Raw genomic sequence first — 24,544 nt, forward strand, 5'->3', positions numbered from 1 at the left:
TATATATCCGCGTCCAGGAACTCTCGGTTTATTGGGACAGGCAGAAGCAGAAGAGGATGTACATTCTTTTGTCCCTAATTATGTACGGCTTGCAGAAGCAGAAGCGAACTGGATAAAGGAACAAAAAAAAGAAAGTGCACAGTAAAGGATTGAGGCAGATGAATCAAACAACTAGTTTCCGTCCAATGACAGTAGGGGATTTAGATGAGATTATTCTATTGGAGCATGCCTGCTTTACTCTTCCTTGGAGTAGAGAGGCTTTTTATAATGAATTGAATCAAAATCAATTTGCCCACTATACGGTGTTGGTAGATAGCGGAAAAATAGTAGGGTATTGCGGAGCATGGCTTGTGATTGATGAAGCGCATATAACGAATATAGCCATTTTGCCGGAATACAGAGGAAGAGGTTTGGGCGAGGAATTGCTTCGTTATATGATGGATGCCTGCCGGGCGCGCCAGATAGAGCGTATGACATTGGAAGTGCGTGTCAGCAATACGCCGGCTAAGTCGTTGTACCGGAAGCTGGGATTCATTGAAGGCGCCATTCGAAAAAATTACTATAGTGATAATCAAGAGGATGCGATTGTAATGTGGGTGAATTTAGCATGAAGGATCAATATATAATGGGAATTGAAACTAGCTGTGATGAAACGGCTGTTTCAATCGTTAAGAACGGAAGAGAAATAGTATCAAATATAGTTGCCTCGCAAATAGAAAGCCATAAACGATTCGGCGGAGTGGTGCCTGAAATAGCTTCCCGCCATCATGTGGAGGCGATTACAGTGGTACTTGAGGAAGCTTTGGAACAGGCTCAATTATCTTATGAGGATATTGATGCCATCGCGGTAACAGAAGGGCCTGGGCTTGTGGGCGCATTGCTTATCGGTGTGAATGCAGCTAAAGCCGTTTCCTATGCACATGGAATACCGTTAATTGGGGTTCATCACATTGCCGGGCACATATATGCGAACAGATTACTGAAAGAAATGAAGTTTCCTTTGTTAGCATTGGTTGTTTCTGGCGGACATACTGAACTTGTATATATGAAAGAGCACGGTTCTTTTCAAGTATTGGGTGAAACGAGAGATGATGCAGCAGGAGAGGCATATGATAAGGTGGCAAGAACATTGAACCTGCCATACCCTGGAGGCCCTCATATAGACAGGCTTGCTCATGAAGGGGAACCCTCTATCAAGCTGCCGCGTGCATGGCTCGAAGAAGGCTCATATGATTTCAGCTTTAGCGGTTTAAAATCGGCTGTCATCAACACAGTGCATAATGCCGAGCAAAGAGGGGAAACAATCAAACCAGAAGATTTGGCTGCGAGCTTCCAAAGCAGTGTAATCGAAGTGTTGGTTACAAAAACGTTGAAAGCATGTGAGCAATATAAAGTGAAACAAGTGTTGCTGGCTGGCGGAGTGGCGGCCAATAAGGGATTAAGAGCTGAATTGGAAAGTGCATTTAAAGAAATCGAGGATGTAGAATTAATTATCCCTCCTTTATCGCTATGCACGGACAATGCAGCAATGATTGCCGCAGTGGGCAGTGTCATGTTTGAAAAAGGAAAGCGTTCAGGATATGATTTGAATGCAAATCCAGGTTTGGATCTTGAACAACTATAATAATCGGCGATAGGCTTTTAGGCCTATCGCCTTTTTTGTTTTTAAGAAAAAGTTATTCACGTTTCATCCACAAAAGACAAAAGTTATCACCATTATTGTCCACAAATAAAATACGTTTAAAATGACTTATTTTAGACTTTTCCACATTATTCACACTTATTCGTACATTTATCCACAATAAAATCGAGTTGTTCACAGTTAGTTGTGTATATATATTATTTATCCACAGAATTCTGAATATTTATGCCGAAAGAAATATCCAGAGCGATTTGCTCTGGATAAATAGTTCTCTGTTACTATAAAGAATTTTGTTCTTCCTCGAGTTGTCCCCATTCCTCCATCAGCTGGTCAAGTTCTTTATTGGATTGATCGAGCACTTCGTTAATAGTAAGAACTTGCTCATGGTCCTGATAAACAGCCGGATCGCATAATAACTCATTCTGTTTGGCTATCTTCAGCTCCAACTCTTCCATTTGCCCTTCGATTTCCTCGATTCTCCGGGAAATTTGCCGTTGTCTCTTTTTCACTTCTTTATCTTGCTGATAACTGCCTTTATCATCTTGGGGAACTGAAGCAGTGGTAGCTGCCTGTGCTTGATCATATAGTTCATGCGCTGCTTTTTCTGCTTTCTTTTCCACAAAGTAATCATAGTCACCAAGGAATTCTTCACTGCCATCTGTGGATAACTCAATCACCTTAGAAGCAATGCGATTAATAAAATAACGGTCATGGGATACAAATAAGATAGTGCCCGGAAATTCAACTAGCGCATTTTCCAAGACGATTTTGCTATCGAGATCCAAATGGTTGGTAGGCTCGTCCAATATTAAGAAATTTGCGCCCTGCATCATAAGCTTGGATAAGGCTAAGCGGGCTTTTTCTCCTCCGCTGAGCGTAGAAACAGGTTTTAGAACATCATCACCTGAAAATAGGAAATTTCCAAGCACTGTGCGGATGTCTTTTTCATTGGTTGTCGGATATTCATCCCACAGTTCGTTCAATACTCGTTTATTTGAAGTAAGGTTTGCTTGCTCCTGGTCATAATAGCCGATAACGACATTCGATCCGAAATCAACATGCCCTTTCAATAAAGGAAGCTTATTCAGCACGGTTTTTAATAAAGTGGTTTTACCGACGCCGTTCGGTCCGACGAGGGCGATACTGTCGCCCTTTGAAATGGCAATGTTGATATTGCGCGAGATAGGCTGTCCTTCATATCCAACGCTCGCATCAGTGATGTTTGCGACAATGTTGCCGCTTTGCTTTGTCATCCGGAAGGTAAAAGAAGCCGACTTTTCGTCTCCTAATGGACGATCCATTACCTCCATACGGTCCAGTTGCTTCCTGCGGCTTTGGGCCCGCTTCGTTGTCGTCGCACGGGCAATATTTTTTTGGATAAAATCATTCAGTTTCGCAATTTCATCCTGTTGTTTCTCATACAGCTTCATTTCTCGCTCATAATTAGCTGCTTTTTCTTCCAGATAGTAGCTGTAATTGCCATGGTATTTCTTGCTTGTAGTACGTGAAATTTCATAAATAACAGATACTACTTTATCCATGAAGTAGCGGTCATGGGAAACAATCAAAACAGCACCCTTGTAACCAAGAAGGTATTGTTCCAGCCATGTCAGCGTTTCGATATCCAGATGGTTCGTAGGTTCGTCCAGAATCAACAAATCGGGCTGCGAAAGCAGGAGCTTCCCTAACGCCAATCTTGTCCTTTGCCCGCCGCTTAAAGAAGAGACGGGTGTTTCGTAATCGAATTGCTGGAATTGAAGGCCATGCAGGACGGAGCGGATATCTGCTTCATACTGATAGCCCCCTTTTTCCTTAAAGGCAATTTGTAACTCATCGTATTCACGCATGATTTGCTGGTAGAGCACTTCATTATTATATGTTTCCGGTAGAGTCATTTTTTCCTCAAGCGAACGGAGCTTTCTTTCCAGATCAATCAGATGGGCAAAGACAGTCAGCATCTCCTCCCATATGGTCTTATCCGATTCAAGGCCTGTATTTTGAGCTAAATAACCGAACGTTAAGTCTTTTGGTTTGATTATTTCTCCTCCATCATAGGATAATTGCCCTGCGATGATTTTCAGGAGAGTTGATTTTCCGGCTCCGTTTCTTCCGACCAAGCCGATGCGGTCCCTTTGCTGGACTTCCAGTTTTATATCAGAAAGGACTTTTTCAGCCCCAAAGTATTTAGAGATTCTATTAACTTGTAGAACGATCATAATTTTTTCACCTCGGTTGTCATAGTTGTAGTGTAAACGATAAAAGGGTCAATGGGCAATTATGTAAAGCTTCTTTTGTGAAATGCAATACAAACTTTTGCACAAAGAAAGGAAAATAGTGTATGATTTAACGTAGGGGCTAATCTGCACGTTCAGATCAGTCCGGCAACTATCAATAGACATTCACATCAGTAAGAGTGCACATACAAACATTCCATCCGTGTACTGTTTGGTTATACAGCAAGTTACGTGCTATTATGTTGCTATCCTGTTATGTCCATGGATAAACCATGCACCTATTAGTTGTTGAAAAATCAAAATTTTTGATTATGTTTGACAATAACGGATAAAAAGGCGATAGGGGACAGTACGGGAATGAAAGCGTTAACAGGGATGCGCATTTGCGCAGTGAGCTTTACTTACTCCGAACGGTCAATTACTTCCTAATCAAAAGGTTAAGCCTTTTATTTAGGAAAAAAAGGAGTATCATCAGACCCTGATTATTATAGACAAAAATTAGTAAGAATGAGCAGAATATATTGGGGGGAGTTATTTATGCCGCATGATACATTAAAAATCCCGCAAGCAACGGCGAAGCGTTTACCGTTGTATTATCGGTTCTTAAAGAATTTGCATTCATCAGGAAAACAAAGAGTTTCTTCCGCAGAATTAAGTGAAGCGGTAAAAGTGGATTCAGCAACTATCCGCAGGGATTTTTCGTACTTTGGAGCGCTTGGCAAGAAAGGCTATGGCTATAATGTCAATTATTTATTATCTTTTTTCCGTAAAACACTTGACCAGGATGAGCTGACCAAAGTTGCGTTGATCGGGGTAGGGAATTTAGGGACCGCTTTTTTGCACTATAATTTCTTGAAAAATAATAATACGAAAATCGAAATGGCTTTTGATGTTTCGGAGGATAAAGTGGGTACGAAGATAGGGGAAGTAGAAATTTATCATATGGATGAAATGGAGGAACGCCTTCAGAAAGAGGGAGTTTCTGTTGCGATTTTGACAGTGCCTGCTAAAGTGGCACAGCCAATTACAGATCGTCTTGTCCATTCCAATGTGCAGGGAATCCTGAATTTTACGCCTGCGCGATTAAATGTGCCTGCTTCCATTCGTGTGCACCATATCGATCTTGCCGTTGAATTGCAGTCGCTTGTCTATTTTCTGAAGCATTATCCGATGGAGGATACTCATCATACCGATGATGAAACACCATTGTTCGAGAATTGAACATGAAAAAACCGATCATGCTAGGATCGGTTTTTTTGTATACTTTTTTATTTCTTTTTCATACGCATCAGACGGAAATGGAGCATAAGCAGCCGGATGCCTGTCCCAAAATCGATTGTGGCAAGAAAGACGATTAAAAAAGAAAATAAGTTCCAGCCATCCTGTGATACGTAGTTGATGGCCAGGAACGTGAAGACGATGCCAAGAACTATATACAGCAAGCCAGAGGCTAAAGGTGATTGACGTCTCATAATATTCCTCCAATAATGCTTTGTACGGTTTCAATAGATTGCATGATATCATCGTACTTCAATTGGACGATGACAACCAGCGTGTTCATCATGACATGGGCGAAGATGGGGACCAATATGCGATTCGTCCGTACATAGAGAAAGGCAAATGTGAACCCAATGGCTGAATAAAGCAGGATATGCGGCAGCTCCCTGTGCGCCAATCCAAAAATGACCGAGCTGACCAAAGCAGAAATGAAGAAGTTATACTTTTTGTATATGGTTCCGAAAATGATTTTCCGAAACACAATCTCTTCAAGAATTGGGCCAATTATGCTGGTTAAGATAACGAAAAGAGGGATGCTCTTAATCATTTGCATAATGAATGACGTGTTTTCCGATACGGTATTTATGCCAACCAATTGTTCAATTCGGACGGCGATATTCTGAGCGAATATCGCGATGAAAATTCCGCCGATCGCCCAGGCGATGGAAATGCCAACGGATGCTTTCGGTTTGTCGCGGAGGTTGCCTTCACCGGCAGAGCGTTCTTTCCGAAGCAGCCACAGGATGATGAACAAAGTTGCCAGGAAAGCGAAAATGGACCAATACGCATAACCATTAAGGATTGCCTTCTGTTCAGGCACCCCGGCCATCTTCCATATGAACGTAAAGAGCGGTGTCCCGAAAAATGGCGATAAAAGCATACACACATAAGTGATTAAAATCAATATATATTCTTTTTTCACTGAGTTAACTCCTTTAAAAAAGCACTTATGAGTATTGTACTTCTTTTTAGGGAAAGGTTACAAACGATTCCGGTTAATTGCTTGCTTAGGATTGTAATAGTAATGCCTTTTATGGCCCATACTGTAGAAGGTTACATCAATTTGTTGAGGCAAATGGCAAATCATGTAGAAAAAACGGGGATTTTTTTTAAAGTGAAATACTTGAAAAAAAGAGCAAATTTCATTATGATAATAATTGTGTTAGCACTCATTAGTGTTGAGTGCTAATAGATAATCTATCGTGAGTTAAAATTGAGGAGGGTGTTTTTCTTGTTAAAACCATTAGGAGATCGCGTTATTATTGAACTAGTTCAATCTGAAGAAAAAACTGCAAGCGGTATCGTACTGCCTGATACTGCAAAGGAAAAGCCTCAAGAAGGTAAAGTAATTGCTGTAGGCGCAGGAAATGTACTTGATAATGGCGAGCGGGTTGCTCCAGAGGTTGCTGTTGGCGATCGTATCATCTTCTCAAAATATGCAGGTACTGAAGTGAAATATGAAGGTACTGAATACTTAATTTTACGCGAAAGCGACATATTGGCAATTATCGGTTAATCAAAACCATACTTATACGAAACGTTTAAAAATTTAGGGAGGTAATGGAAACATGGCTAAAGATATTAAGTTCAGTGAAGAAGCACGCCGTTCAATGCTTCGTGGTGTAGATGCTCTTGCAAATGCAGTAAAAGTAACTCTTGGACCAAAAGGACGCAACGTGGTTCTTGAAAAGAAATTCGGTTCACCGCTTATCACAAATGACGGTGTAACGATCGCTAAAGAAATCGAGCTTGAAGATGCATTCGAAAACATGGGTGCTAAATTGGTTGCTGAAGTAGCAAGCAAAACAAACGATATCGCTGGTGACGGTACGACAACTGCAACAGTCCTTGCACAAGCAATGATCCGTGAAGGCTTGAAAAACGTTACTGCTGGCGCTAACCCAATGGGCATCCGCAAAGGGATCGAAAAAGCGGTTAAAGCTGCTGTTGAAGAGTTGAAAGAAATCTCACGCCCAATCGAAAGCAAAGAATCAATCGCTCAAGTAGCGGCTATCTCTGCTGCTGATGACGAAGTCGGCCAATTGATTGCGGAAGCGATGGAACGCGTTGGAAACGACGGCGTTATCACAATTGAAGAATCTAAAGGATTCGCAACTGAATTGGACGTAGTAGAAGGTATGCAATTCGACCGTGGATATGCATCTCCATACATGGTAACTGACAGCGACAAAATGGAAGCTGTTCTTGAAAACCCATATATCCTGATCACTGACAAGAAAATCGGCAGCATCCAAGAAATCCTGCCAGTGCTTGAACAAGTGGTACAACAAGGCAAGCCATTGTTGATGATCGCTGAAGACGTGGAAGGTGAAGCTCTAGCTACTCTTGTAGTGAACAAGCTTCGCGGAACATTCAACGCAGTAGCTGTCAAAGCTCCTGGCTTCGGTGACCGCCGTAAAGCAATGCTTGAAGACATCGCTGCCTTGACTGGCGGAGAAGTGATTACAGAAGAACTAGGCCGCGACCTTAAATCTGCAACAATCGATTCTTTAGGACGCGCTGCTAAAGTCGTTGTTACAAAAGAAAACACGACAGTTGTTGAAGGTGCTGGAGACAAAGCAGGCATCGATGCCCGCATCAACCAAATCCGCATGCAATTGGAAGAAACAACTTCTGAATTCGACCGTGAAAAACTGCAAGAACGCCTTGCTAAATTGGCTGGCGGCGTAGCAGTCATCAAAGTCGGCGCTGCAACAGAAACGGAGTTGAAAGAACGCAAACTTCGCATCGAAGACGCTCTAAACTCAACGCGTGCAGCTGTTGAAGAAGGTATCGTATCCGGTGGTGGTACTGCATTCCTTAACGTCTACAACAAAATCGCTGAAATCGAAGCTGAAGGCGACGAAGCTACTGGCGTAAACATCGTCCTTCGCGCAATCGAAGAGCCAGTTCGCCAAATCGCACACAATGCAGGACTTGAAGGTTCTGTCATCGTTGAACGCCTAAAACGCGAAGAAGTAGGAACTGGATTCAACGCAGCTACTGGCCAATGGGTAAACATGATCGAAGCTGGTATCGTTGACCCAACTAAGGTTTCACGTTCAGCTCTACAAAACGCGGCTTCTGTAGCGGCTATGTTCCTAACAACTGAAGCAGTTGTTGCTGACAAGCCAGAAGAAAACGCAGCACCAATGATGCCTGACATGGGCGGCATGGGTGGAATGGGCGGCATGATGTAATAACTCCCTGTAACCTTGATTTTACAAGGTTTGTAAGAGAATTATTCATCTGTTAGTCAAAAAAGTAAATTAATGAGACCTTTCATCAATTCTGATGAGAGGTCTCTTTTTTTGTTCAATGTTGGAGCAGGAACGAAATGAATATCAGGATTTTAAGATATTCCACACGAAAAATGGCCAGTTGAATATAACCAAGAGAGGTAAGAGAAACGGCAACTAGGAGTTCTCTAGTCCTAATCAGATTCCACTTTTTTTAATATCATATTCATTCATTACACTTTGCTGATAAGCAGGGTGTTTTTTGTTTGTTAGAGTCGGAAAATATTTTTACGAAATGTAAAAATATTTTCCGATAATAGAGTGTTATCGGAGAGAACAGGCAGGTTCATACGAATAATGAAAAAATTGCTAAATAAGTTAAGGATGGCAAAAACCGCTTTAAATTCCCTTTTAATCTTCCTGAATGAGATAAATATTAAAATTTTTAAACAATTTGTTCAAAAAATGTACAAAAGGCACAAAAATTGCATCTAAATCTAGAGAGGCATTTGAGTAAGGAAAAATGATGCTCATGGGGAATTTGTTTTATGTTTATTTTTCATCATAACCATTGGTTATACGTGGCTATGATTGTGTATGCGAAAGGATGATGTACATATGGGCCTTACATTAAATCCGAGAGTTTTAAATATTGAACCATCCGGGATTAGAAAAGTATATAACGAGCTTGTGAAGTATCCAGACGCTATTGATTTGACGGTCGGCCAGCCGGATTTTTTCACTCCGGAGCATATTAAAGAAGCAGCTATTGCTTCAATCACAGCCAATCAGAACGGATATTCCGTCAATAGCGGGTTGTTGCCGCTGCGCCAAGAAGTCCAATCCTTTTTTGAAGATCGCTACGGGCTATCATATCGCGCTGAAGATGAAATCATCATTACGTGCGGGGCCAGTGAAGCGCTGGACATTACACTCAGAACGATTCTTGAAGAGGGAGATGAGGTTGTCCTATTTGAGCCTGTTTATTCGGGTTATATTCCGTTGATTGAACTGAACGGAGCTGTACCGGTGTTGGTAGACACAACCATAAACGGTTTCAAGCCTTCCGTTGATCAGTTGAAAAAAGCAGTGACTGCCAAAACAAAAGCAATCTTATTCAATTACCCTTCTAATCCTACTGGAGGAATCCTTACTAGAGAAGAACTCGAACCTTTGGCGGAGTGGCTTCGCACACAGGAGCTATATGTCATTTCCGATGAGATTTATAGTGAGAATACATTTACTGGACAACACACATCGATTGCTTCTATGGAAGGCTTGCATGACAAGACGATCGTTGTCCATGGGTTGTCAAAGTCGCATTCTATGACAGGCTGGCGAATCGGATTTACCTTGGCGCCCACCTTCCTTACAGAACAAATGACGAAGGTCCATTTATTCAGCAATGTTTGCGCCCCGATCACCAGCCAGTTTGCTGCCATTGAAGCATTGAAATGTGGTCGAGAAGATTCAGCGCCTATGAATATCGAATATATTAAACGGCGTGATATGGTATATAGACGACTAATCGGAATGGGGCTTGAAGTAGAAAAGCCGGAAGGTGCCTTTTATATTTTTCCTAGAATTCCGGCAGGATTTGAGGATTCACTTGATTTCTCAACGAAGCTTCTTCGGGAAGGAAGGGTTGCTGTTGTTCCGGGAAGCGCTTTCTCTCAGGCGGGTGAAGGGTATGTACGAATTACTTATGCCTATTCAATGGAAATGCTGGAGGAAGCCATGAATAGATTGGAAGCGTTTTTAAGCAATAGTCCAATCGTTCCATGATTATTAATCAGCTGGAAAAGATTTGCCGCTTTGTTTGCTGGAAATGGTGCGAATATCATCCGGCAATCCGATCTTTAATGTTCTAATTATCAGAAGAAATAATAGCGCTTACATTAATTAGGAAAAGGATGTTGATATATGAATACAAAAGGCAAGATGTTTTATGGATGGTGGATTGTGGTGGCAACCTTCCTCATCATGACGTTTATTTATGCCCCTATTGCAAATTTGGTTTCATTGTTTACATTGCCTGTAACAGAGGATCTTGGATTCGGACGCTCCCAGTTCATGACGTACTATACGATTATGGCTGTTTCGGCTATGATTTTTGGCCCTTTGGCAGGAAAGCTCATGAAGAAAATGGACATCCGTCTATTTTTGACGATCTTTATTTTATTGGGCGCCATTTCGTATATTGGATTCTCTTTTTCTACTAAATTAATTCACTTCTATTTATTTGCCATTCCTATGGGAGCTGCCTTGACTGGCGGTGCAATGATCCCGACATCCGTTCTTATTACAAATTGGTTTAATGAAAAACGCGGCCTATGCCTCGGTATCGCTTTATCAGGAAGCGGTTTTGGAGGCGTAATCCTTAGCCCTGTTACAAACTGGCTTATTTTAAGCTATGGGTGGAGAGCCGGCTATTTGACCATTGGCATTTTAATCGCAGTCATATTAGTGCCATTAGCTTTATTCGTTATAAAACAACACCCTTCCGATAAAGGGCTTTTAGCGCTCGGAGAAGAAAAGAAGACAGCAGAAATGATCCAAAATACGGTATTGGAGGGGACAACTCAGCGAGAAGCATTCAAATCTGTCTCTTTCTGGGCCCTTTGTGCAGCTATTATAGTGGGAGGCATTGTTGTAAATAGTATGCTGATCAACCTTGCCCCTTATTTAAGCGATATTGGCGCATCCGCCAAAACAGCGGCATTGCTTCTATCATTAGGTTCAGCGATGGTGCTGCTCGGAAAATTAGTTATCGGCCGCTTGTTTGATAAGTTGGGCTTAATATCAGCTGTCTTCATTATAAGTGCTGGAAGCCTCATCAGCTTTTTCTTCTTGATGAAAGCCGATATTCTGCCTCTAGCTATCTTGTATACGATATTCTCCGGCATAGGAGCAACAGCTGTAACGGTTACACCAGCTTATGTTACAGGTGTCCTTTTCGGTGAAAAAGAATACGGTGGAATTTACGGTGTCGTTTCCATCTTCGTTTCCATGGGGGCAGCCGTCACTCCAGTCGTAGCAGGGGCCATCTATAATATCAACCACTCATACAGCCTTCTGTTGGAGATATTGATTGCTCTAGCCGTCGTGCAATTTGTACTATTCTTTATCGCTGCCAAAACAAAGCCGAAGCATACATCACAGCCTAATGCCGCGGCCGAGGAAGTGATCGATGCTATTTGAGCCGTTTTCGGCCGCACATGAATAAACAGATTGAATAGATACCTGAAAAGGTGCTTTCGGAGTTATTCTCTGGAAGTGCCTTTTATGTTAGTTAATAGATAAGGAGAAATGATATTCTAGTTGAAAGGTCTACAGGAGGGGGGAAAGAGTGAGAAACATCACTTTGTTGAATGGGAATAGGATTGAGGTTGATTCTTAAACGCTGCGTTGACGGGCGGTTGGATCATAGCGGATAGTGGAGTGGTAGTTGAAACGGACTATTTCCAATGTAGTTTACCCGATTAAAGGATAAATCATTTTAACTTTCAAACGCCATATCAAAAATCGGGGGAGCGCTGGGCATGTGAAAAAGGTGTTGTCTGCCATAAAGGCATTAAACGCTGAATCAAATGAATGAATAGCCATCTATATGAAAACGCCCCGACTCATTTGAGAAGGGGCGTCCATTCATTTTATAATAGCTTTAATTCAGTTCATCTATAGGAATTTTCACAATATCGATTGTTCCGTCAGGCAACACAAATTTTCTGAAGGCGTGTTCTTCGCAACAGCAATCTTCCCCTTCGCAAGGCTCGATCCACGTATTCAAAATTTGTTTCTTACCAGTTTTCTGTGCTAATTTCATTAGTCTCTCTTCTCGTGACTGCATGCGGAAAACAAGGACCGTTTTTTTACCATCCATAAAGTACAACTCCTTATTAATTAGCCTCATTAAAATTAAACCATGTTGAGAGATCCATTTTCTAAAAATATTTTACAATACCGTGAAATTCCGGCCCCTACATCTTTTTCATAGGACGGGAATGGGCTTTTTACTGATAGATATCGTTGGAAAATGTTGAAACGTAATATTTCCTAGGGAATGATGTTGCTAAATGGCTATAATTCTCTCTATCCAGCCACATAATCATATGATAACTTGACATATATCTGTAAAGGATAGTGTGAAAAATGACCATAGAGGGAATAGACATCTATCGGTAGAGTAGAGGAGTTGGCAGGTGTGAAGGATCAAAGAACGAAACAAGGAAAGATAATAGAAAACAGTCTTTGGGGTGTAGTGACAGTCATCATTGCCGGTTGGACTGTGATGAAGTTTATCGATGGCAATGGAACGAAAGGCTTCATGGGGATATTGACTGTATTGGCACTGTTCGGCATTGCGGCATATCAATGGAAAGCGGCTTCTGCTTTTCCATCTATTTTTGCTGGAATGACATACTTGTTTATTTTTATTTCGGTAGGTTTAGGTACATTCGGAGGGATGTACAGCATCCACCATTTTGACGATTTTCTGCATCTGACTTCAGGCATTTGGCTTGGATATGGTGCGTGGCTTGTGATGAATTATATGATTGGACATGAGAAAGCAGAATCCATGCCGAAGCCATTCATCGCTTTTTACATAATAGTCTGTGGGCTGGCCATAGCAGGCGCATGGGAGCTGATGGAATTTGCCGGGGATAAGTTATTTAGCTTCACGGCACAGGGCCGCGATCCGGATGATACAATGTTCGATATGATTGACGGACTAATTGGCGCCACCGTCATGGCCTGCTTCTTGATTAGCAAGCATGGAAAGTCGAAAAAGGCGGCATAACATACATGTAGAAGGGCATCTTTCATAGATGCTCTTTTTCTATGGATGGGCAGTGATATGATAAAATGAGGAAAGATAAGGAAAATAGATGCAGGGAAGGAGTTATACAGGATGGAAAGAACGATTTTTACAAATGGATTGATTCATACGCTGGATTCTCGGTTTCCGGTTTGTGAAGCTTTGGTTGTAGAGAATGGCAGAATCTTGGATGCGGGCTCCCATAAAGAGATGGATGTGCAGTGGGGGCGAAGCGGATGTACGTACGTCGACCTTCAGGGAAGGATGGCTTCACCAGGACTGATCGACAGTCATTTGCATATGTCAGGCGTTGCTTTGTTTTATTTGGATTTAGATTTGGCAGGGGTCACCTCGAAGGCTAAAATGCTCGATATGATCCGAGAAAAAGCGAAAACGCTTTCTAAAGGGGAATGGCTGCTAGGCATGGGCTGGGATGAGAATTTGTTCGACGATGGCGGCATCCCGTCTATTGAAGAGCTTGATGCTGTGGCACCCCATTGCCCAGTGTATTTGAAGCGCACTTGCCATCATGCTTTCCTGGTCAATTCAAAAGCCATTGACATAAGCGGCTGCGGCCAATCAGATAATCCGAATGTGGTAAAAGACCCCTATACGAATAAACCGACAGGGCTTTTGCTTGAAGGAGCCGCCAAACTTGTTACACCATTCATTCCGGAACGTACATATGAGGAATTGAAGGGAGCGCTTGACCAAGCAATGAAATTTGCTGTCAGCAAGGGGCTGACAAGCGTCCATAGCAATGATCCCCTTTATTTGGGCGGTCTTCAGCAAACGTACCGCATGTATGATGAGCTATTGAATGGGGGCAACAACGACCTTCGCTGCAATCTATTGATCAATTATCCATTTTTAAAGGACATGATTGCGAGCGGTATGACTACAGGCTACGGAAACGAGACACTTCGGATCGGCGCCATTAAAATGTTTGCGGATGGCGCGTTTGGAAGACGGACAGCCCTGCTGTCGTCGCCTTATTCCGATGCACCCGGCCAATACGGGGAAGCCATACAGGATATGGATACATTGACGGCCATGATAAAGGATGTCAGGGAAGCCGGAATGCCGATCGCTGTCCATACAATCGGCGACCAGGCATTGGATATGGTTCTGTCAGCACGGAGCCAATTTCCTGAATCATCCTACCGCGACCGGATTATCCACGCATCTTTGGTTAGGGAAGACTTGGTGAAGAAATTAACCGTACCAAGCATAGTGGCTGATATTCAGCCAAGGTTTATTGTCGGCGATTATCCATGGATACAGGAGCGGCTCGGCGAATCCCGACTAAAGGATTTATATGCGTGGAAAACACTCCTGTCAGCAGGGGTCATCTGCGCAGGCGGATCGGATTCCCCTGTAGAGCCTGTAGATCCGCTTCTAGGCATTCATGCAGCAGTTACCCGCAGGGCGCCAAATGAAAAACATGGCGGCTGGAATGAAAGTGAAAAGCTATCCGTCGAAGAAGCACTTAAGCTTTTCACAATCGGCGGCGCGTATGCGACTAATGAAGAAGATAGCAAAGGAACCCTTTCCCCAGGCAAGCTGGCCGATATGACCGTTTACTCAAAAGATATGACATCTATTGAACATCCTGATGAACTGCTCGATACCAATATTGAAATGACTGTTATCGGCGGAAGAGTTCAAAATATATAAGTAGGAAGGATGCACTTTAACCCGCCATCATGCAGTGGCGGTTTTTTTGTAGGTTAGCAAGAGAGATGGATATCCTTTAATCCATTAAATAAGTAGAAAATAATCGTTTAGTATTAAATTATTTTTTTTGGCAAAGTTAATTGATTCTAAAGTCGTTTTTTAGAAAAAGGAAAAACGAGGAAGTCAGGACTTTTTCAATAAATGAATCAATGATACTACTAAATTTCGACATAGGTTTGACGTTTTGTGCAGGAGGTGGTAAAAAGATATGTATATTAAGTGCATAAATGTAAAAAAGTATAAAAATGTTTATTTGTTTTAGGTAGGAGGTAATAAATGAAAAAAATTATTTCATAATTTTATAGTTTAGGAGGTATGACAAAGATATATATATATATCAAATGGTGATATACCAGCAGTGAAATTGGTACAAAAAATCAATTAACAACGAGGAAAGTGCCTGATAAATATGTTAATTCATCTTATGTGACTCTAAAGAAGACCTCTTGTGCTTGGTAGTAGTTGTTCTATAGAATAAAACCGACGGACGTTATAATTCAAAATATGATAAAACCATATTCAAATCTTCGTTAAAATAATCACCGGTTAGTTTCGATGTACCCTTCAGAAAAATACAATTCCATTAAGTGATCGAGGCGTTAGATAGAGTAAGCATTATTATCGAGCCTTAAACCGAAATGTTTATGAGAGATATTCCTGTTGCTTATGCCTACGTATAAACGAAATAATTTGCAGGCATAGCTAGAGAAGTCAGCATAGATAAGGTCTCTAAACTGATACACATATTCAAAATTATGGTAACAAGGTAAGAGTTTTAAAAGCAAATGTAGGAAAAGAAGACGGCAACAATCCCAGTTCGGAGATAAACATAACTAACCATCTACGAATATACCTCCCAAGACAAATCCAACCCAAAACCCAAATACGCAAAAAGGCTAAAGACCAGAAATTTCCCAAGACTCCACAACATAATGTTACTGCTCGACGTGACAATATAAATTATTGAAATGCGTTTAGTGATCTTTATAATTTAGACTTATTTCACCTATGAACTAATAGGAGAAGTTAATAAACATAATCGGGATATTGTAATTTATGTACAACCCGAAAGCGATGTGTTAGGAATTGTGTCTACCGCAGTAAGTAAACAGGAAAATAGGAATACCTGGTATCATTGATAAAATTATAAAAACTTAAAACTAACAAATAATAGAAAAGTAAGAGGTTATTATGAGGAAAACAATTGTTGTAACTTTAATGGCTCTACTCCTGTTAGTAACGGCTGGTTGCAGTCACGATCAAGACAATCAAACAAAAGGTGAACCGAAAACGAAAATAGCTCATCAGAAAAAAAACAAAAACAAAGAAATTCAAGAGGATTCTGATCATGCAGAAATGCTTACTTTGCCAACTTCCTATTCTGAATTAGAGCAAAGGCCGGTAGGCGTTTATTACGATATACCAACTAATTTTAACAAAGAAGATGAAGAACATGTTATTCAATCTTTTCGGAATTTGCCGGATATCTCCAAAAATATTTCTGATGAGAAAATAGATCAATTTTATCGTAAATTGCTAAAGATGGTCCAAAATGAATATAAAGGACCTGAGGAAATGATCCGTAAGCTGCGCTTTCAATCGATAGGCGATCCATCTATCAGCAATCCAAGGTATCAATTTAAAGAAAACTTAAACGTAGAAATTCTTTTAGATGCCTCTGGAAGCATGGCGCAGTATGCGGGTGGTTCAAACAAAATGGCTGCAGCGAAAGACGCTATTCGATCATTTGTGCAAGAACTGCCAAAGGAAGCTAGAGTAGGCATTCGTGTATACGGCAATAAAGGAAGCAATGCTGAATCCGACAAAAAAATTTCATGCGGCAGCACAGAATTGGCGTATCCGCTATCTGCTTACGATCCAACCAGTTTTGAATCAGCCTTGGGCAATATTAAACCTACGGGATGGACTCCTACAGGTTTGGCTTTAAAAGAAGCTTTAAAGGATTTGGCTTCTTTTGATGGGAAGACAAATATGAATATAGTCTATTTAATCAGCGACGGCGTTTCCACTTGTGGAGATCAACCTATAGAGGCGGCCAAAAAGTTATTTGCGTCCGATACTATTCCGATTGTCAATGTAATTGGCTTTGACGTAGACAGTAAAGGACAAAATGAATTGAAGGAGATTGCAAGAGCAACGGATGGACTTTATTCAAATGTTACCGATGCAGCACAACTGAATGAAGAGCTCTCTCAATTAAAAGAGGTTACGGAAAGCTGGAATGAATGGAGAAAACTAGGGAAACAAAATCTTGATAGTAAACACGTACAAAATAAAATAGATATTTTTGCGTATATAGCCCATGAAGAAGCAACATCTACGTTTGAAGAAACGAAAATAAGTTTGATTATGGGTGTTCTTCAACGTTACGGGAAATTAAGTAAAGAGACCCGGAATGTTTTGGAACAAAAAAACAAGGAATACCATCAATGGATTGATAATGAAATTAGTCGTTTTGAAAAAGAATTAAAAGTCCTTAATGATCAGGGATATGAAGAGGCGTTAAATGCTTTGGAACAAAAATATAAGCAAAATATTGAGTAGAAAAGGAGAGATTTTGAACTGAATGCGTCTATAGTGCTTAGACATTAAGGAGAAGGGATAGACAATCATGAATAAATCGAACAATTGGCAGAGAAACATAAGAAATTTTTGGAAAGGTATCGTTTGTTTCCCTTGGTATTTCATTATCAAGAAGACCACATCCAATTTATTTCTTACTATCGCGTTGTCAATGAGATATATTCCGGTCTATTGTTTTATCCGGTAGATTTGCCTGCAGAGACAATGAGAGAATGCTTTTATTACTTCTATAGAATGGACATGCATTTATATGACGGTATGAAAATTCACAATGATTTTGCTTCGAAGGATTATTCAGCAGGCTATTACCGTTATAGGGATTTGCTTGATCAACAACTAAAAGCTGATGGAGAGTTGGAAAGCATTCGTCCTGATCTCCAATTTTGCGTATATGCTATTAATAGAATCGAAGAATATCTTTCGGAAATACGCGATATTTACCAGCATTATAAACATTTGCTTAAGTTATTGAAAGAAAGAGGCAATTTTTCTGTTGAGGATCTAAATCAGTTGAACGATTACGGCGCAGAGATTTTATACAGGGTTTATAAACAAGGCGAAGAACAATTAAGTTTACTAGATCCTATTGAGACGATTATAGAGAAAAGCGCTAGAGTAAAATCGGTGAATGGGGATTTAAAAGATATATTTGAAATTTCTCGTCTGATGTTAGAACCAAAGTCAGTCGCAACTCTAAAAAATTCTCAATATGGTTTTACAAAAGATATAACCTCACATTTAAGTAAAGAAGAAATAAAACATCTGTTGATTGAACGTGAAATAAAGAAAATCAAAAAGGCATATAATACCGGCTGTTTAAATCGCAAAATTCGTAATTTTATTAAGGAGTAACGCAATGGATAGAAATACTCTTGAGAAGTTGGCGGAAAAAAATAAAAAGTTTCTTGAAAAATACAATATATTTCCTTTGGCATTATCTTATAAAAAAGAAAAAATACACTTCATTACGTACTATCGTTTAGCCAAAGACTTTTATTCAGGCATGTTATTTGTCCCGCTGGATTTGCCGATTAGTGATATAAAGAAGGTGTTCTTTTACTTCTATGAAATGAACATTCACATGAATGATGCTATGAAAGACCATAATACATTCGCTTCTAAAGACTATTCGAATGGTTATTATAAATATCGAGATTTGCTCATCGAACAATTAGAAAAAACAGGAGAGCTTGAAGCGGTTCGTTCTCAGATGCAATATTGTGTGGATACTATCAACCGTTTTGAGCAATACCTACAAGAAATTAGGGAAGAATATATTAAATATATGGATTGTTTAAAAAAGATAAAAATATCACCATATTTTTCTACAGAAGACCTAGATCTATTAAATGACTATGGTTCTAATATTCTTTATAGGATGTATAAGCAAGGTGAAGAGCAAGTCAGCTTATTGGAGCCAGTTGAAGCTATTCATAAAAAAAGTTCCAAACTGCAATCTATTCGTGAAGTTAAAGAAATATTTAATATATCAGGCTTTATGTTAGATCCAAAATCGGTGGCTCTTTTGAAGCACTCAACTTATGGGTCGCATAAGCGTAACATCTCAAACTTATCCATAAAGGATTTAAAAGCATATTTTATAGAAAGGGAACATCAAGATCTTCAAAAGTCCTTTGGTGATTATTTCTTTGAAAAAATACTGAGAAATAAAGGGGAAGGGCTAGAGTAATTTATTGAAAAGTATTAGAATTTCTGATTAATCGTGAACTGAAGGCAACAAGAAAAGCATTTAGTGATGATTATTTGAACTGTAAGTTACGCAATTAACCAAAGGAGGGCAGCCATCATGCTTCATTCCCTGAAAGAAGCGCTCCGTTTATATACAGGGCAGTTTGAGAGAGTGGCCATCCTTTCTTTGACTATTCTTCTTCCCCTGTTGGCAGTGGATCAATTTTTGTTTAATATTATTAGTTTTTTTGTCATAGATGAGCTGACTTCTTTTATAGCAGACTTCTATTATATGATTGTTACGCTCTTGACACTGGTACTTGCGCAAGTTCCTTTTATAGCACTGGTGAAAATGGAGGAAGGCGATCGCGACTATCGGATAGGGGCGATTTACTCTGCCTTTATTCTTTCTGCTTTTTCTATCTTTGTTTTCGGTGTGATTCTTTCGTTATTCACAGCCATTGCTTCTATGTTTTTTGTGGTTCCCGGCCTGCTGCTTCTCCTCTTTTTTTCGCGGCTCCCTATGAATCGGTGTTCGAGGAAAAATCGGTCTGGAAATGCATTCGTACATCTTTTGTTTTTGCCCGCAAGAGGTTCTTTCCTTTATTTTTTATCATCCTCAGTATCAGCTTCCTGGAAATCGTGTTTGGCTGGATTGGCATGTTTGCCATTTATTCAGTGACTTCCTCCTTGCTTGCACAGGTGATCACTCAAATGCTGCTCAATTTGCTCATTTTTCCTTTCCTTTGTATATGGGTGGCGTTCTACTTTAATTCATGGAAAGTAGGGAATCAATTTGCTAAAGAAGCTGCCTGATTTTATAACCTGCAACGAATGGAATGCCCGAATCCGAAGTGAAAAAGGCTCAGCTACCATTGAATTCCTGGGTATCCTGCCATTGGCCATTCTTGCCTTGCTGATTGTTTGGCAGCTGATTGTCGGTATTCACGGGGTTATCGTTGCCCAGTCGGCAGCCAACGAAGCGGCAAAGGTCTATTCGGTGACAGAAGAAAATGGCGAAGCCTATAATGCGGCCAATAAAATTGTCTCCTCTGCCAGCGGTTATTTGCAGATGACGAGCGGTTCGCCAATCAATGCTGATTCGTCCAGGGACTTTACCTCAAAGGTGTCTGTGGATATTCAATTGGTATTTCTGCCGAAGAAGCTGTTCAGTGGAGCGGCTCCCTCTGTTCCGTTTACGGCAGAGGTGAGCGGAAGGGTCATCAAATGAGCCGGGTAGCACAGCTTTTGAAAAGGGAAGATGGCAATATTGCTTTATTTGTATTAGGTATGCTGAGTATTATGATGGTCTTATTTGTCTTTGTATTTAACCTATCTAAGGTTTTTGCTGTCAAAGAGCAATCTTCTTCCGCTGCCCAGCAAGCTAGCTTGGCGGCGACATCTGCCTTTTATGATTCTTTATGGGACAGGGTGAAAGACTATAGTTCTCCGGCCGCACCGGAAAAGACGATTGCCGATTTGGTTGCTGAACGGGAAGGACAGCTAGAAGGGGGCTTGTTTTCGGATGACAGTGCGAATGAAAGGCATATTCAAGCAATAGATGACGTGATAGCTGATCAAATGCAGAGTGATCTTGATTTTTATGCACTGATGAATGAGAGTCTGCCGTTTATCCTGGAGGATGCCATGCAAGCGGCTGGCAGCAACCTATCTAAAAACGGCGGGAATTCCGTTGATGCACAATGGTGGATAAAGGATGGGCAAATGTATATGAAGAGCTCCATGGATGTAAAAGGGACGCCTTATAAAGGGTTCATGCAATTTAAAGAGCAGCTGTTCCAGCAGTCCGGGGGGCCGAAAATCACTTTCCTGGATCAATTGCCCCACTATTATAATACCGATCCAAGAAGCATTTCTTCTTATTAAGATTTTGGATGTAGGTTTTGTGACCAGCTATTCTGTTGGGTAAGGATTTAACATACATGCATGAATAGAAGGGAATGGGGCAGCCGATCTGCTTAATCGAGGCAAAGCATTTAAAGAAAGCAATGTGATTGATCTTATTCTTGTAAATTGAATGTTTTGTGGATTGACTAGTTTACTACCAAATCCATCTGGAATGTATTTTACCTTCGTGGCCATTATAGTGGTCATTGAAATAGGCATTTGCCGATATTGGTGTAACTGTAAAACGGATGGCGATAAGAAGTACAATGACATAATTGTGTTTTTAATGCTTTCAATGACAGAGTTGATGTCTGCCATGCCTTTGTTCCGTCTGACATTTCATTCATCCCTCTTTATCATTGGCTTTGTTATATACGCAGGTGTTTTGGTATTTTCTTTTTATAAGAGACGAACATTATTGCACTCATTCGTTAGTCATCAAGGCTCTAAGTTAATGCTTGGTCTAGTTCTTTTTATAAGTGTTCTTATTGTCATCGGTAACCTGAGTTTTAGCCATGGACAAAAACAGATTCTGGCTTTATTGATGGGTGAGGATACCGGGTTATTATGGGGATGTTTTTACTAGGTTTATTTTTTACATTCTAGGCACCGCCTTTCTTGGTGGCCGAGGGCATTTATTAAGGAAAAAAATCTGAATAGGATTTCAGTATACGGAATGAGAGTCTATTTTCTATCTGCAGGGCCAGATGGAAGTCAGACTCTCTTTTGTTGTTGTATAATACTATTAATTGTTTTATAACAATATTGTAATATGTATAAAAATGCCTTAATTTTACGGTTTTAAGCATTTAGTTGGTATTCTTGTGAAATAGAAGAATAGTAAACTGATATATAGTATAAAGAAAAATAATATATTGAAAAAGGGGTAAACGGGATGATTCAATTATTGCCTTTAATGCTTGAAAGAGTTGGGTTGTTGGTCATCGTAGCCTTTTTGCTTTCCAGGCTGAAGTCGTTTCGGCAAATCATCCACAATGAGCACGGTAAGAAAGAGAAGGCTATCTTGATTGCTATTTTCGGTGTGTTTGGTGTGATCAGTAATTATACGGGCGTTCAGATCGAGGGAGGAATTATCAACTCGGAGTCCTGGCATACCAACGTAAATCCTGCTGAAGCCATTGCAAATACGCGTATTATGGGCGTAGCAATCGGCGGTTTATTGGGCGGTCCGATCGTAGGGGCCGGTGTCGGGATGATCGCAGGCCTGCACCGTTTTGGTTTGGGAGGATTTACAGCTATTGCCTGCGGAACATCGACCATTATTGCCGGTGTGATTACAGGATGGCTAGGGAAGAAATGGGGCATTCAAAAGAGTCTTTCCTATCCCCGGGCCGTCGGTATTGGTTTTGTTATGGAAGCTTTCCAAATGGGCTTTATCCTGCTCGTTGCCCGCCCGTTTTCTGCGGCTCTCCATTTGGTGGAAACTATTGCGATCCCGATGATCTTAATGAACGGCTTAGGGACATTTATCTTTTTGCTGATTGTGAAATTAATGATCCAGGAAGAGGAACGCACCCAAGCGCTGCAGACTCATAAGGCGCTGCGTATTGCCCAGATGACGCTTCCCCATTTTCGCCAGGGGCTGAATACCCGTTCCTGCCAGGAGGTTGCGGATATCATTTGGCATGCCACACAGGCAGATGCCGTTTCGATTACGAATACACAGCTTGTGTTGGCTCATGTTGGTGCAGGGTCTGACCATCATCTCCGAAAACAGAATATTGGAACAAAATTGACGAGAAGGGTGCTTGATGAAGAAAGAGTCATTACTGCACACGACCGCCGTGAAATCGGGTGTGAACATATTTCCTGTCCCTTACAGGCAGCTGTCGTCCTGCCATTGATCGCCCATAATCAGACAGTGGGTACATTAAAAATTTATTTTACTGATCAGGCACGTTTAACAAGTGTCGATCAGGAGCTTGCGGAAGGGCTCAGCAAACTATTTTCAACCCAGCTGGAGTTGGCTGATGCGGAACTGCAGCGTAAATTATTGAAGGATGCGGAAATCAAGGCGCTCCAGGCGCAGGTGCACCCGCATTTCTTGTTTAACAGCATCAATACAATATCCAGCTTGATTCGGTCGGATGCAGACGAAGCGCGCAGGCTATTGATCCAGCTCAGCACTTTTTTCAGAAGCAATCTGCAGGGCGCCCGCCAAATACTCATTCCTTTGGAAAAAGAAATGGAGCATGTGAAAGCTTATTTAGCGATTGAACAAGCGCGGTTCCCAGATAAATATAAGGTCTATTTCAATATCGACCCTTCACTTGAAAAAGTGCTAGTACCTCCATTCACCCTTCAGCCGCTAGTGGAAAACGCAATCCATCATGCGTTTACGGGCGGCCGGAAAGGAACGGTCACCATTACAGCTAAGATGGAAGGGGACATGATGTCTCTCATGACTGAGGATGATGGGGCTGGCATTTCGGACGAGCAATTGGCGCATGTCGGCAAAAGGACAGTAGAATCGCACAGCGGCACAGGAACCGCATTATGGAATATTAAAAAGAGGATAGAAGAAATATACGGCGGCACAGTCCGTTTTGACATTAAAAGCATGGCGGGAAAAGGGACAGCTATCAAAATAGGCTTGCCAGTCAAGCAAGGAGAGTGGGGGGAAGAATATGTTGAAAGCTTTTATCGTTGATGATGAGCCTCTTGCACGGGATGAGCTGGCGTATTTATTGAAGCGCAGCAATGTGGTCGAAGTGGTAGGCGAGGCAGAGCATTTGGAAGAAGCAATCGAAAAACTGGACGATCGGGATGTGGATGTATTATTCCTCGATATACAGCTTGCGGAAAGCAGCGGGCTGGAACTCGCCCGGCGCATCCAGGAGCTTCCCGACTGTCCGGAAATTGTGTTTGCCACAGCCTATGACATGTATGCACTCCATGCATTTGAGCTTAGTGCGGCGGATTATTTGCTCAAGCCCTTCGATGAGGAGAGGATTCAAAAAACAATCGCTAAATTACTGAAAGCAAGAGAGAGTTCTGCACAACGGGAAGTAAGTGATGGCGTATCAGAGCCATTGGAAAAATTGGCGATCAATCTCGATGGGCGGATTGTCCTTGTGAACGTGAAGGATATTTTGTATCTTGTTTCCGCCGAGGGCCGTACAATGATTGTCACTAATCAGGGCAAATATGAAAGCAATGATTCGCTTGTGACGTTTGAACGCAAGCTGCAAGCCACGCCGGTTATGAGGGTGCATCGGTCATATCTTGTGCATCTGGACCATATTAAAGAAATACAGCCATGGTTCCATTCAACCTATAACCTGATCATGATGGACAAGGAATCGATTCCTGTTAGCCGGACCTATACGAAAGAGTTGAAGAAAAAAATCGGACTGTAAAAGCTATTGCATTT

The 24,544-nt window shown here is 41.2% G+C and carries 23 protein-coding genes (1 of these 23 only partly in view); 19 read left to right on the forward strand and 4 right to left on the reverse strand.

What is annotated here, in order from left to right; translation table 11 throughout:
* The 3 genes in view from tsaB to tsaD are tightly spaced (at most 13 nt apart) and all read left to right on the forward strand, a layout consistent with a single transcriptional unit that may run on beyond the window.
* Positions 1-145, forward strand: partial view of a tRNA (adenosine(37)-N6)-threonylcarbamoyltransferase complex dimerization subunit type 1 TsaB gene (gene tsaB, locus ABC357_RS22425; RefSeq protein WP_412889728.1) — the final stretch only. 560 nt of this gene lie to the left of the window's left edge; only the last 145 of its 705 coding nucleotides appear in the window; its start codon lies off the left edge, out of view; the stop codon is at positions 143-145.
* Between the two features lie 13 nt (positions 146-158).
* Positions 159-611, forward strand: coding sequence for a ribosomal protein S18-alanine N-acetyltransferase (rimI, locus tag ABC357_RS22430; protein WP_412889729.1), 453 nt, complete (start codon positions 159-161; stop codon positions 609-611).
* On the forward strand, positions 608-1,624 hold the full coding sequence (gene tsaD / locus ABC357_RS22435) for a tRNA (adenosine(37)-N6)-threonylcarbamoyltransferase complex transferase subunit TsaD (protein WP_412889730.1): 1,017 nt from the start codon (positions 608-610) through the stop codon (positions 1,622-1,624). The genes rimI and tsaD overlap by 4 nt, the downstream gene beginning before the upstream one ends.
* Positions 1,625-1,920: 296 nt before the next feature.
* Here tsaD and ABC357_RS22440 read toward each other — a convergent pair whose 3' ends face one another.
* Entirely contained in the window at positions 1,921-3,858 is a 1,938-nt protein-coding gene (locus ABC357_RS22440; protein WP_412889731.1) for an ABC-F family ATP-binding cassette domain-containing protein, read from the reverse strand.
* 555 nt (positions 3,859-4,413) lie between these two features.
* Here ABC357_RS22440 and ABC357_RS22445 point away from each other — a divergent pair.
* Positions 4,414-5,097, forward strand: coding sequence for a redox-sensing transcriptional repressor Rex (locus ABC357_RS22445; protein WP_412889732.1), 684 nt, complete (start codon positions 4,414-4,416; stop codon positions 5,095-5,097).
* 47 nt (positions 5,098-5,144) lie between these two features.
* Here the strand turns inward: ABC357_RS22445 and ABC357_RS22450 are convergent, their stop codons facing one another.
* Both ABC357_RS22450 and ABC357_RS22455 read right to left on the reverse strand, forming a co-directional pair.
* Complete coding sequence (locus tag ABC357_RS22450; protein ID WP_412889733.1) at positions 5,145-5,348, reverse strand: YdiK family protein; 204 nt, start codon at positions 5,346-5,348, stop codon at positions 5,145-5,147.
* Positions 5,345-6,076, reverse strand: a complete 732-nt coding sequence (locus ABC357_RS22455) for a CPBP family intramembrane glutamic endopeptidase (RefSeq protein WP_412889734.1) — start codon at positions 6,074-6,076, stop codon at positions 5,345-5,347. Before ABC357_RS22455 ends, ABC357_RS22450 begins: the two co-directional genes overlap by 4 nt.
* 309 nt (positions 6,077-6,385) lie before the next feature.
* On the opposite strand from ABC357_RS22455, the gene groES reads away from it, so the two are divergent.
* The 4 genes from groES to ABC357_RS22475 all read left to right on the forward strand — a co-directional run bounded on the left by groES (position 6,386) and on the right by ABC357_RS22475 (position 11,594).
* Positions 6,386-6,670 carry a co-chaperone GroES gene (gene groES, locus ABC357_RS22460; RefSeq protein WP_412889735.1) on the forward strand — a complete coding sequence of 95 codons (285 nt, stop codon included), beginning with the start codon at positions 6,386-6,388 and terminating at the stop codon, positions 6,668-6,670.
* Positions 6,671-6,722: 52 nt separating this feature from the next.
* Positions 6,723-8,354 (forward strand): chaperonin GroEL, encoded by a 1,632-nt coding sequence (groL, locus tag ABC357_RS22465; protein WP_412889736.1) that lies wholly within the window; start codon positions 6,723-6,725, stop codon positions 8,352-8,354.
* A gap of 657 nt (positions 8,355-9,011) precedes the next feature.
* Positions 9,012-10,178, forward strand: a complete 1,167-nt coding sequence (locus tag ABC357_RS22470; protein WP_412889737.1) for an aminotransferase class I/II-fold pyridoxal phosphate-dependent enzyme — start codon at positions 9,012-9,014, stop codon at positions 10,176-10,178.
* Between the two features lie 138 nt (positions 10,179-10,316).
* Complete coding sequence (locus ABC357_RS22475) at positions 10,317-11,594, forward strand: MFS transporter (protein ID WP_412889738.1); 1,278 nt, start codon at positions 10,317-10,319, stop codon at positions 11,592-11,594.
* Between the two features lie 463 nt (positions 11,595-12,057).
* Here ABC357_RS22475 and ABC357_RS22480 read toward each other — a convergent pair whose 3' ends face one another.
* A complete protein-coding gene (locus ABC357_RS22480; protein ID WP_412889739.1) occupies positions 12,058-12,276 on the reverse strand; it encodes a hypothetical protein in 219 nt (72 codons plus the stop codon).
* Positions 12,277-12,597: 321 nt separating this feature from the next.
* Here ABC357_RS22480 and ABC357_RS22485 point away from each other — a divergent pair, with 321 nt between their 5' ends.
* From ABC357_RS22485 to ABC357_RS22535, 11 genes are all read left to right on the forward strand, one after another.
* Positions 12,598-13,194 carry a DUF2238 domain-containing protein gene (locus ABC357_RS22485; protein ID WP_412889740.1) on the forward strand — a complete coding sequence of 199 codons (597 nt, stop codon included), beginning with the start codon at positions 12,598-12,600 and terminating at the stop codon, positions 13,192-13,194.
* Between the two features lie 111 nt (positions 13,195-13,305).
* Positions 13,306-14,889 carry an amidohydrolase gene (locus tag ABC357_RS22490; protein WP_412889741.1) on the forward strand — a complete coding sequence of 528 codons (1,584 nt, stop codon included), beginning with the start codon at positions 13,306-13,308 and terminating at the stop codon, positions 14,887-14,889.
* 1,251 nt (positions 14,890-16,140) lie between these two features.
* Complete coding sequence (locus ABC357_RS22495; RefSeq protein ID WP_412889742.1) at positions 16,141-17,514, forward strand: vWA domain-containing protein; 1,374 nt, start codon at positions 16,141-16,143, stop codon at positions 17,512-17,514.
* A gap of 84 nt (positions 17,515-17,598) precedes the next feature.
* Positions 17,599-18,405: a hypothetical protein gene (locus tag ABC357_RS22500; protein ID WP_412889743.1), complete on the forward strand. Its 807-nt coding sequence runs from the start codon at positions 17,599-17,601 to the stop codon at positions 18,403-18,405.
* Positions 18,406-18,409: 4 nt separating this feature from the next.
* A complete protein-coding gene (locus tag ABC357_RS22505; RefSeq protein ID WP_412889744.1) occupies positions 18,410-19,243 on the forward strand; it encodes a hypothetical protein in 834 nt (277 codons plus the stop codon).
* A 117-nt stretch (positions 19,244-19,360) separates the two neighbouring features.
* Positions 19,361-19,924, forward strand: a complete 564-nt coding sequence (locus ABC357_RS22510; protein ID WP_412889745.1) for a hypothetical protein — start codon at positions 19,361-19,363, stop codon at positions 19,922-19,924.
* 114 nt (positions 19,925-20,038) lie between these two features.
* Positions 20,039-20,473, forward strand: coding sequence for a TadE/TadG family type IV pilus assembly protein (locus tag ABC357_RS22515; protein ID WP_412889746.1), 435 nt, complete (start codon positions 20,039-20,041; stop codon positions 20,471-20,473).
* Positions 20,470-21,129 (forward strand): pilus assembly protein TadG-related protein, encoded by a 660-nt coding sequence (locus ABC357_RS22520; RefSeq protein ID WP_412889747.1) that lies wholly within the window; start codon positions 20,470-20,472, stop codon positions 21,127-21,129. The genes ABC357_RS22515 and ABC357_RS22520 overlap by 4 nt, the downstream gene beginning before the upstream one ends.
* A gap of 163 nt (positions 21,130-21,292) precedes the next feature.
* Positions 21,293-21,736 carry a hypothetical protein gene (locus ABC357_RS22525; protein ID WP_412889748.1) on the forward strand — a complete coding sequence of 148 codons (444 nt, stop codon included), beginning with the start codon at positions 21,293-21,295 and terminating at the stop codon, positions 21,734-21,736.
* Positions 21,737-22,045: 309 nt separating this feature from the next.
* On the forward strand, positions 22,046-23,821 hold the full coding sequence (locus ABC357_RS22530) for a LytS/YhcK type 5TM receptor domain-containing protein (protein ID WP_412889749.1): 1,776 nt from the start codon (positions 22,046-22,048) through the stop codon (positions 23,819-23,821).
* Positions 23,799-24,530: a LytR/AlgR family response regulator transcription factor gene (locus ABC357_RS22535; RefSeq protein WP_412889750.1), complete on the forward strand. Its 732-nt coding sequence runs from the start codon at positions 23,799-23,801 to the stop codon at positions 24,528-24,530. Before ABC357_RS22530 ends, ABC357_RS22535 begins: the two co-directional genes overlap by 23 nt.
* Positions 24,531-24,544: the final 14 nt, after the last annotated feature.

The sequence above is a fragment of the Bacillus kalamii genome (assembly GCF_047238185.1).
Taxonomy (GTDB): Bacteria; Bacillota; Bacilli; order Bacillales; family DSM-1321; genus Bacillus_AD.

Bases quoted from the DNA above. Each gene is read 5' to 3' on its own strand.
- ABC357_RS22445 (WP_412889732.1), top strand. From the start codon at position 4,414: ATGCCGCATGATACATTAAAAATCCCGCAAGCAACGGCGAAGCGTTTA.
- ABC357_RS22450 (WP_412889733.1), bottom strand. From the start codon at position 5,348: ATGAGACGTCAATCACCTTTAGCCTCTGGCTTGCTGTATATAGTTCTT.
- ABC357_RS22475 (WP_412889738.1), top strand. From the start codon at position 10,317: ATGAATACAAAAGGCAAGATGTTTTATGGATGGTGGATTGTGGTGGCA.
- ABC357_RS22510 (WP_412889745.1), top strand. From the start codon at position 19,361: ATGCTTCATTCCCTGAAAGAAGCGCTCCGTTTATATACAGGGCAGTTT.
- ABC357_RS22520 (WP_412889747.1), top strand. From the start codon at position 20,470: ATGAGCCGGGTAGCACAGCTTTTGAAAAGGGAAGATGGCAATATTGCT.
- ABC357_RS22440 (WP_412889731.1), bottom strand. From the start codon at position 3,858: ATGATCGTTCTACAAGTTAATAGAATCTCTAAATACTTTGGGGCTGAA.
- ABC357_RS22490 (WP_412889741.1), top strand. From the start codon at position 13,306: ATGGAAAGAACGATTTTTACAAATGGATTGATTCATACGCTGGATTCT.
- ABC357_RS22480 (WP_412889739.1), bottom strand. From the start codon at position 12,276: ATGGATGGTAAAAAAACGGTCCTTGTTTTCCGCATGCAGTCACGAGAA.
- ABC357_RS22470 (WP_412889737.1), top strand. From the start codon at position 9,012: ATGGGCCTTACATTAAATCCGAGAGTTTTAAATATTGAACCATCCGGG.
- ABC357_RS22505 (WP_412889744.1), top strand. From the start codon at position 18,410: ATGGATAGAAATACTCTTGAGAAGTTGGCGGAAAAAAATAAAAAGTTT.
- ABC357_RS22530 (WP_412889749.1), top strand. From the start codon at position 22,046: ATGATTCAATTATTGCCTTTAATGCTTGAAAGAGTTGGGTTGTTGGTC.
- ABC357_RS22495 (WP_412889742.1), top strand. From the start codon at position 16,141: ATGAGGAAAACAATTGTTGTAACTTTAATGGCTCTACTCCTGTTAGTA.
- ABC357_RS22535 (WP_412889750.1), top strand. From the start codon at position 23,799: ATGTTGAAAGCTTTTATCGTTGATGATGAGCCTCTTGCACGGGATGAG.
- rimI (WP_412889729.1), top strand. From the start codon at position 159: ATGAATCAAACAACTAGTTTCCGTCCAATGACAGTAGGGGATTTAGAT.
- groL (WP_412889736.1), top strand. From the start codon at position 6,723: ATGGCTAAAGATATTAAGTTCAGTGAAGAAGCACGCCGTTCAATGCTT.
- tsaD (WP_412889730.1), top strand. From the start codon at position 608: ATGAAGGATCAATATATAATGGGAATTGAAACTAGCTGTGATGAAACG.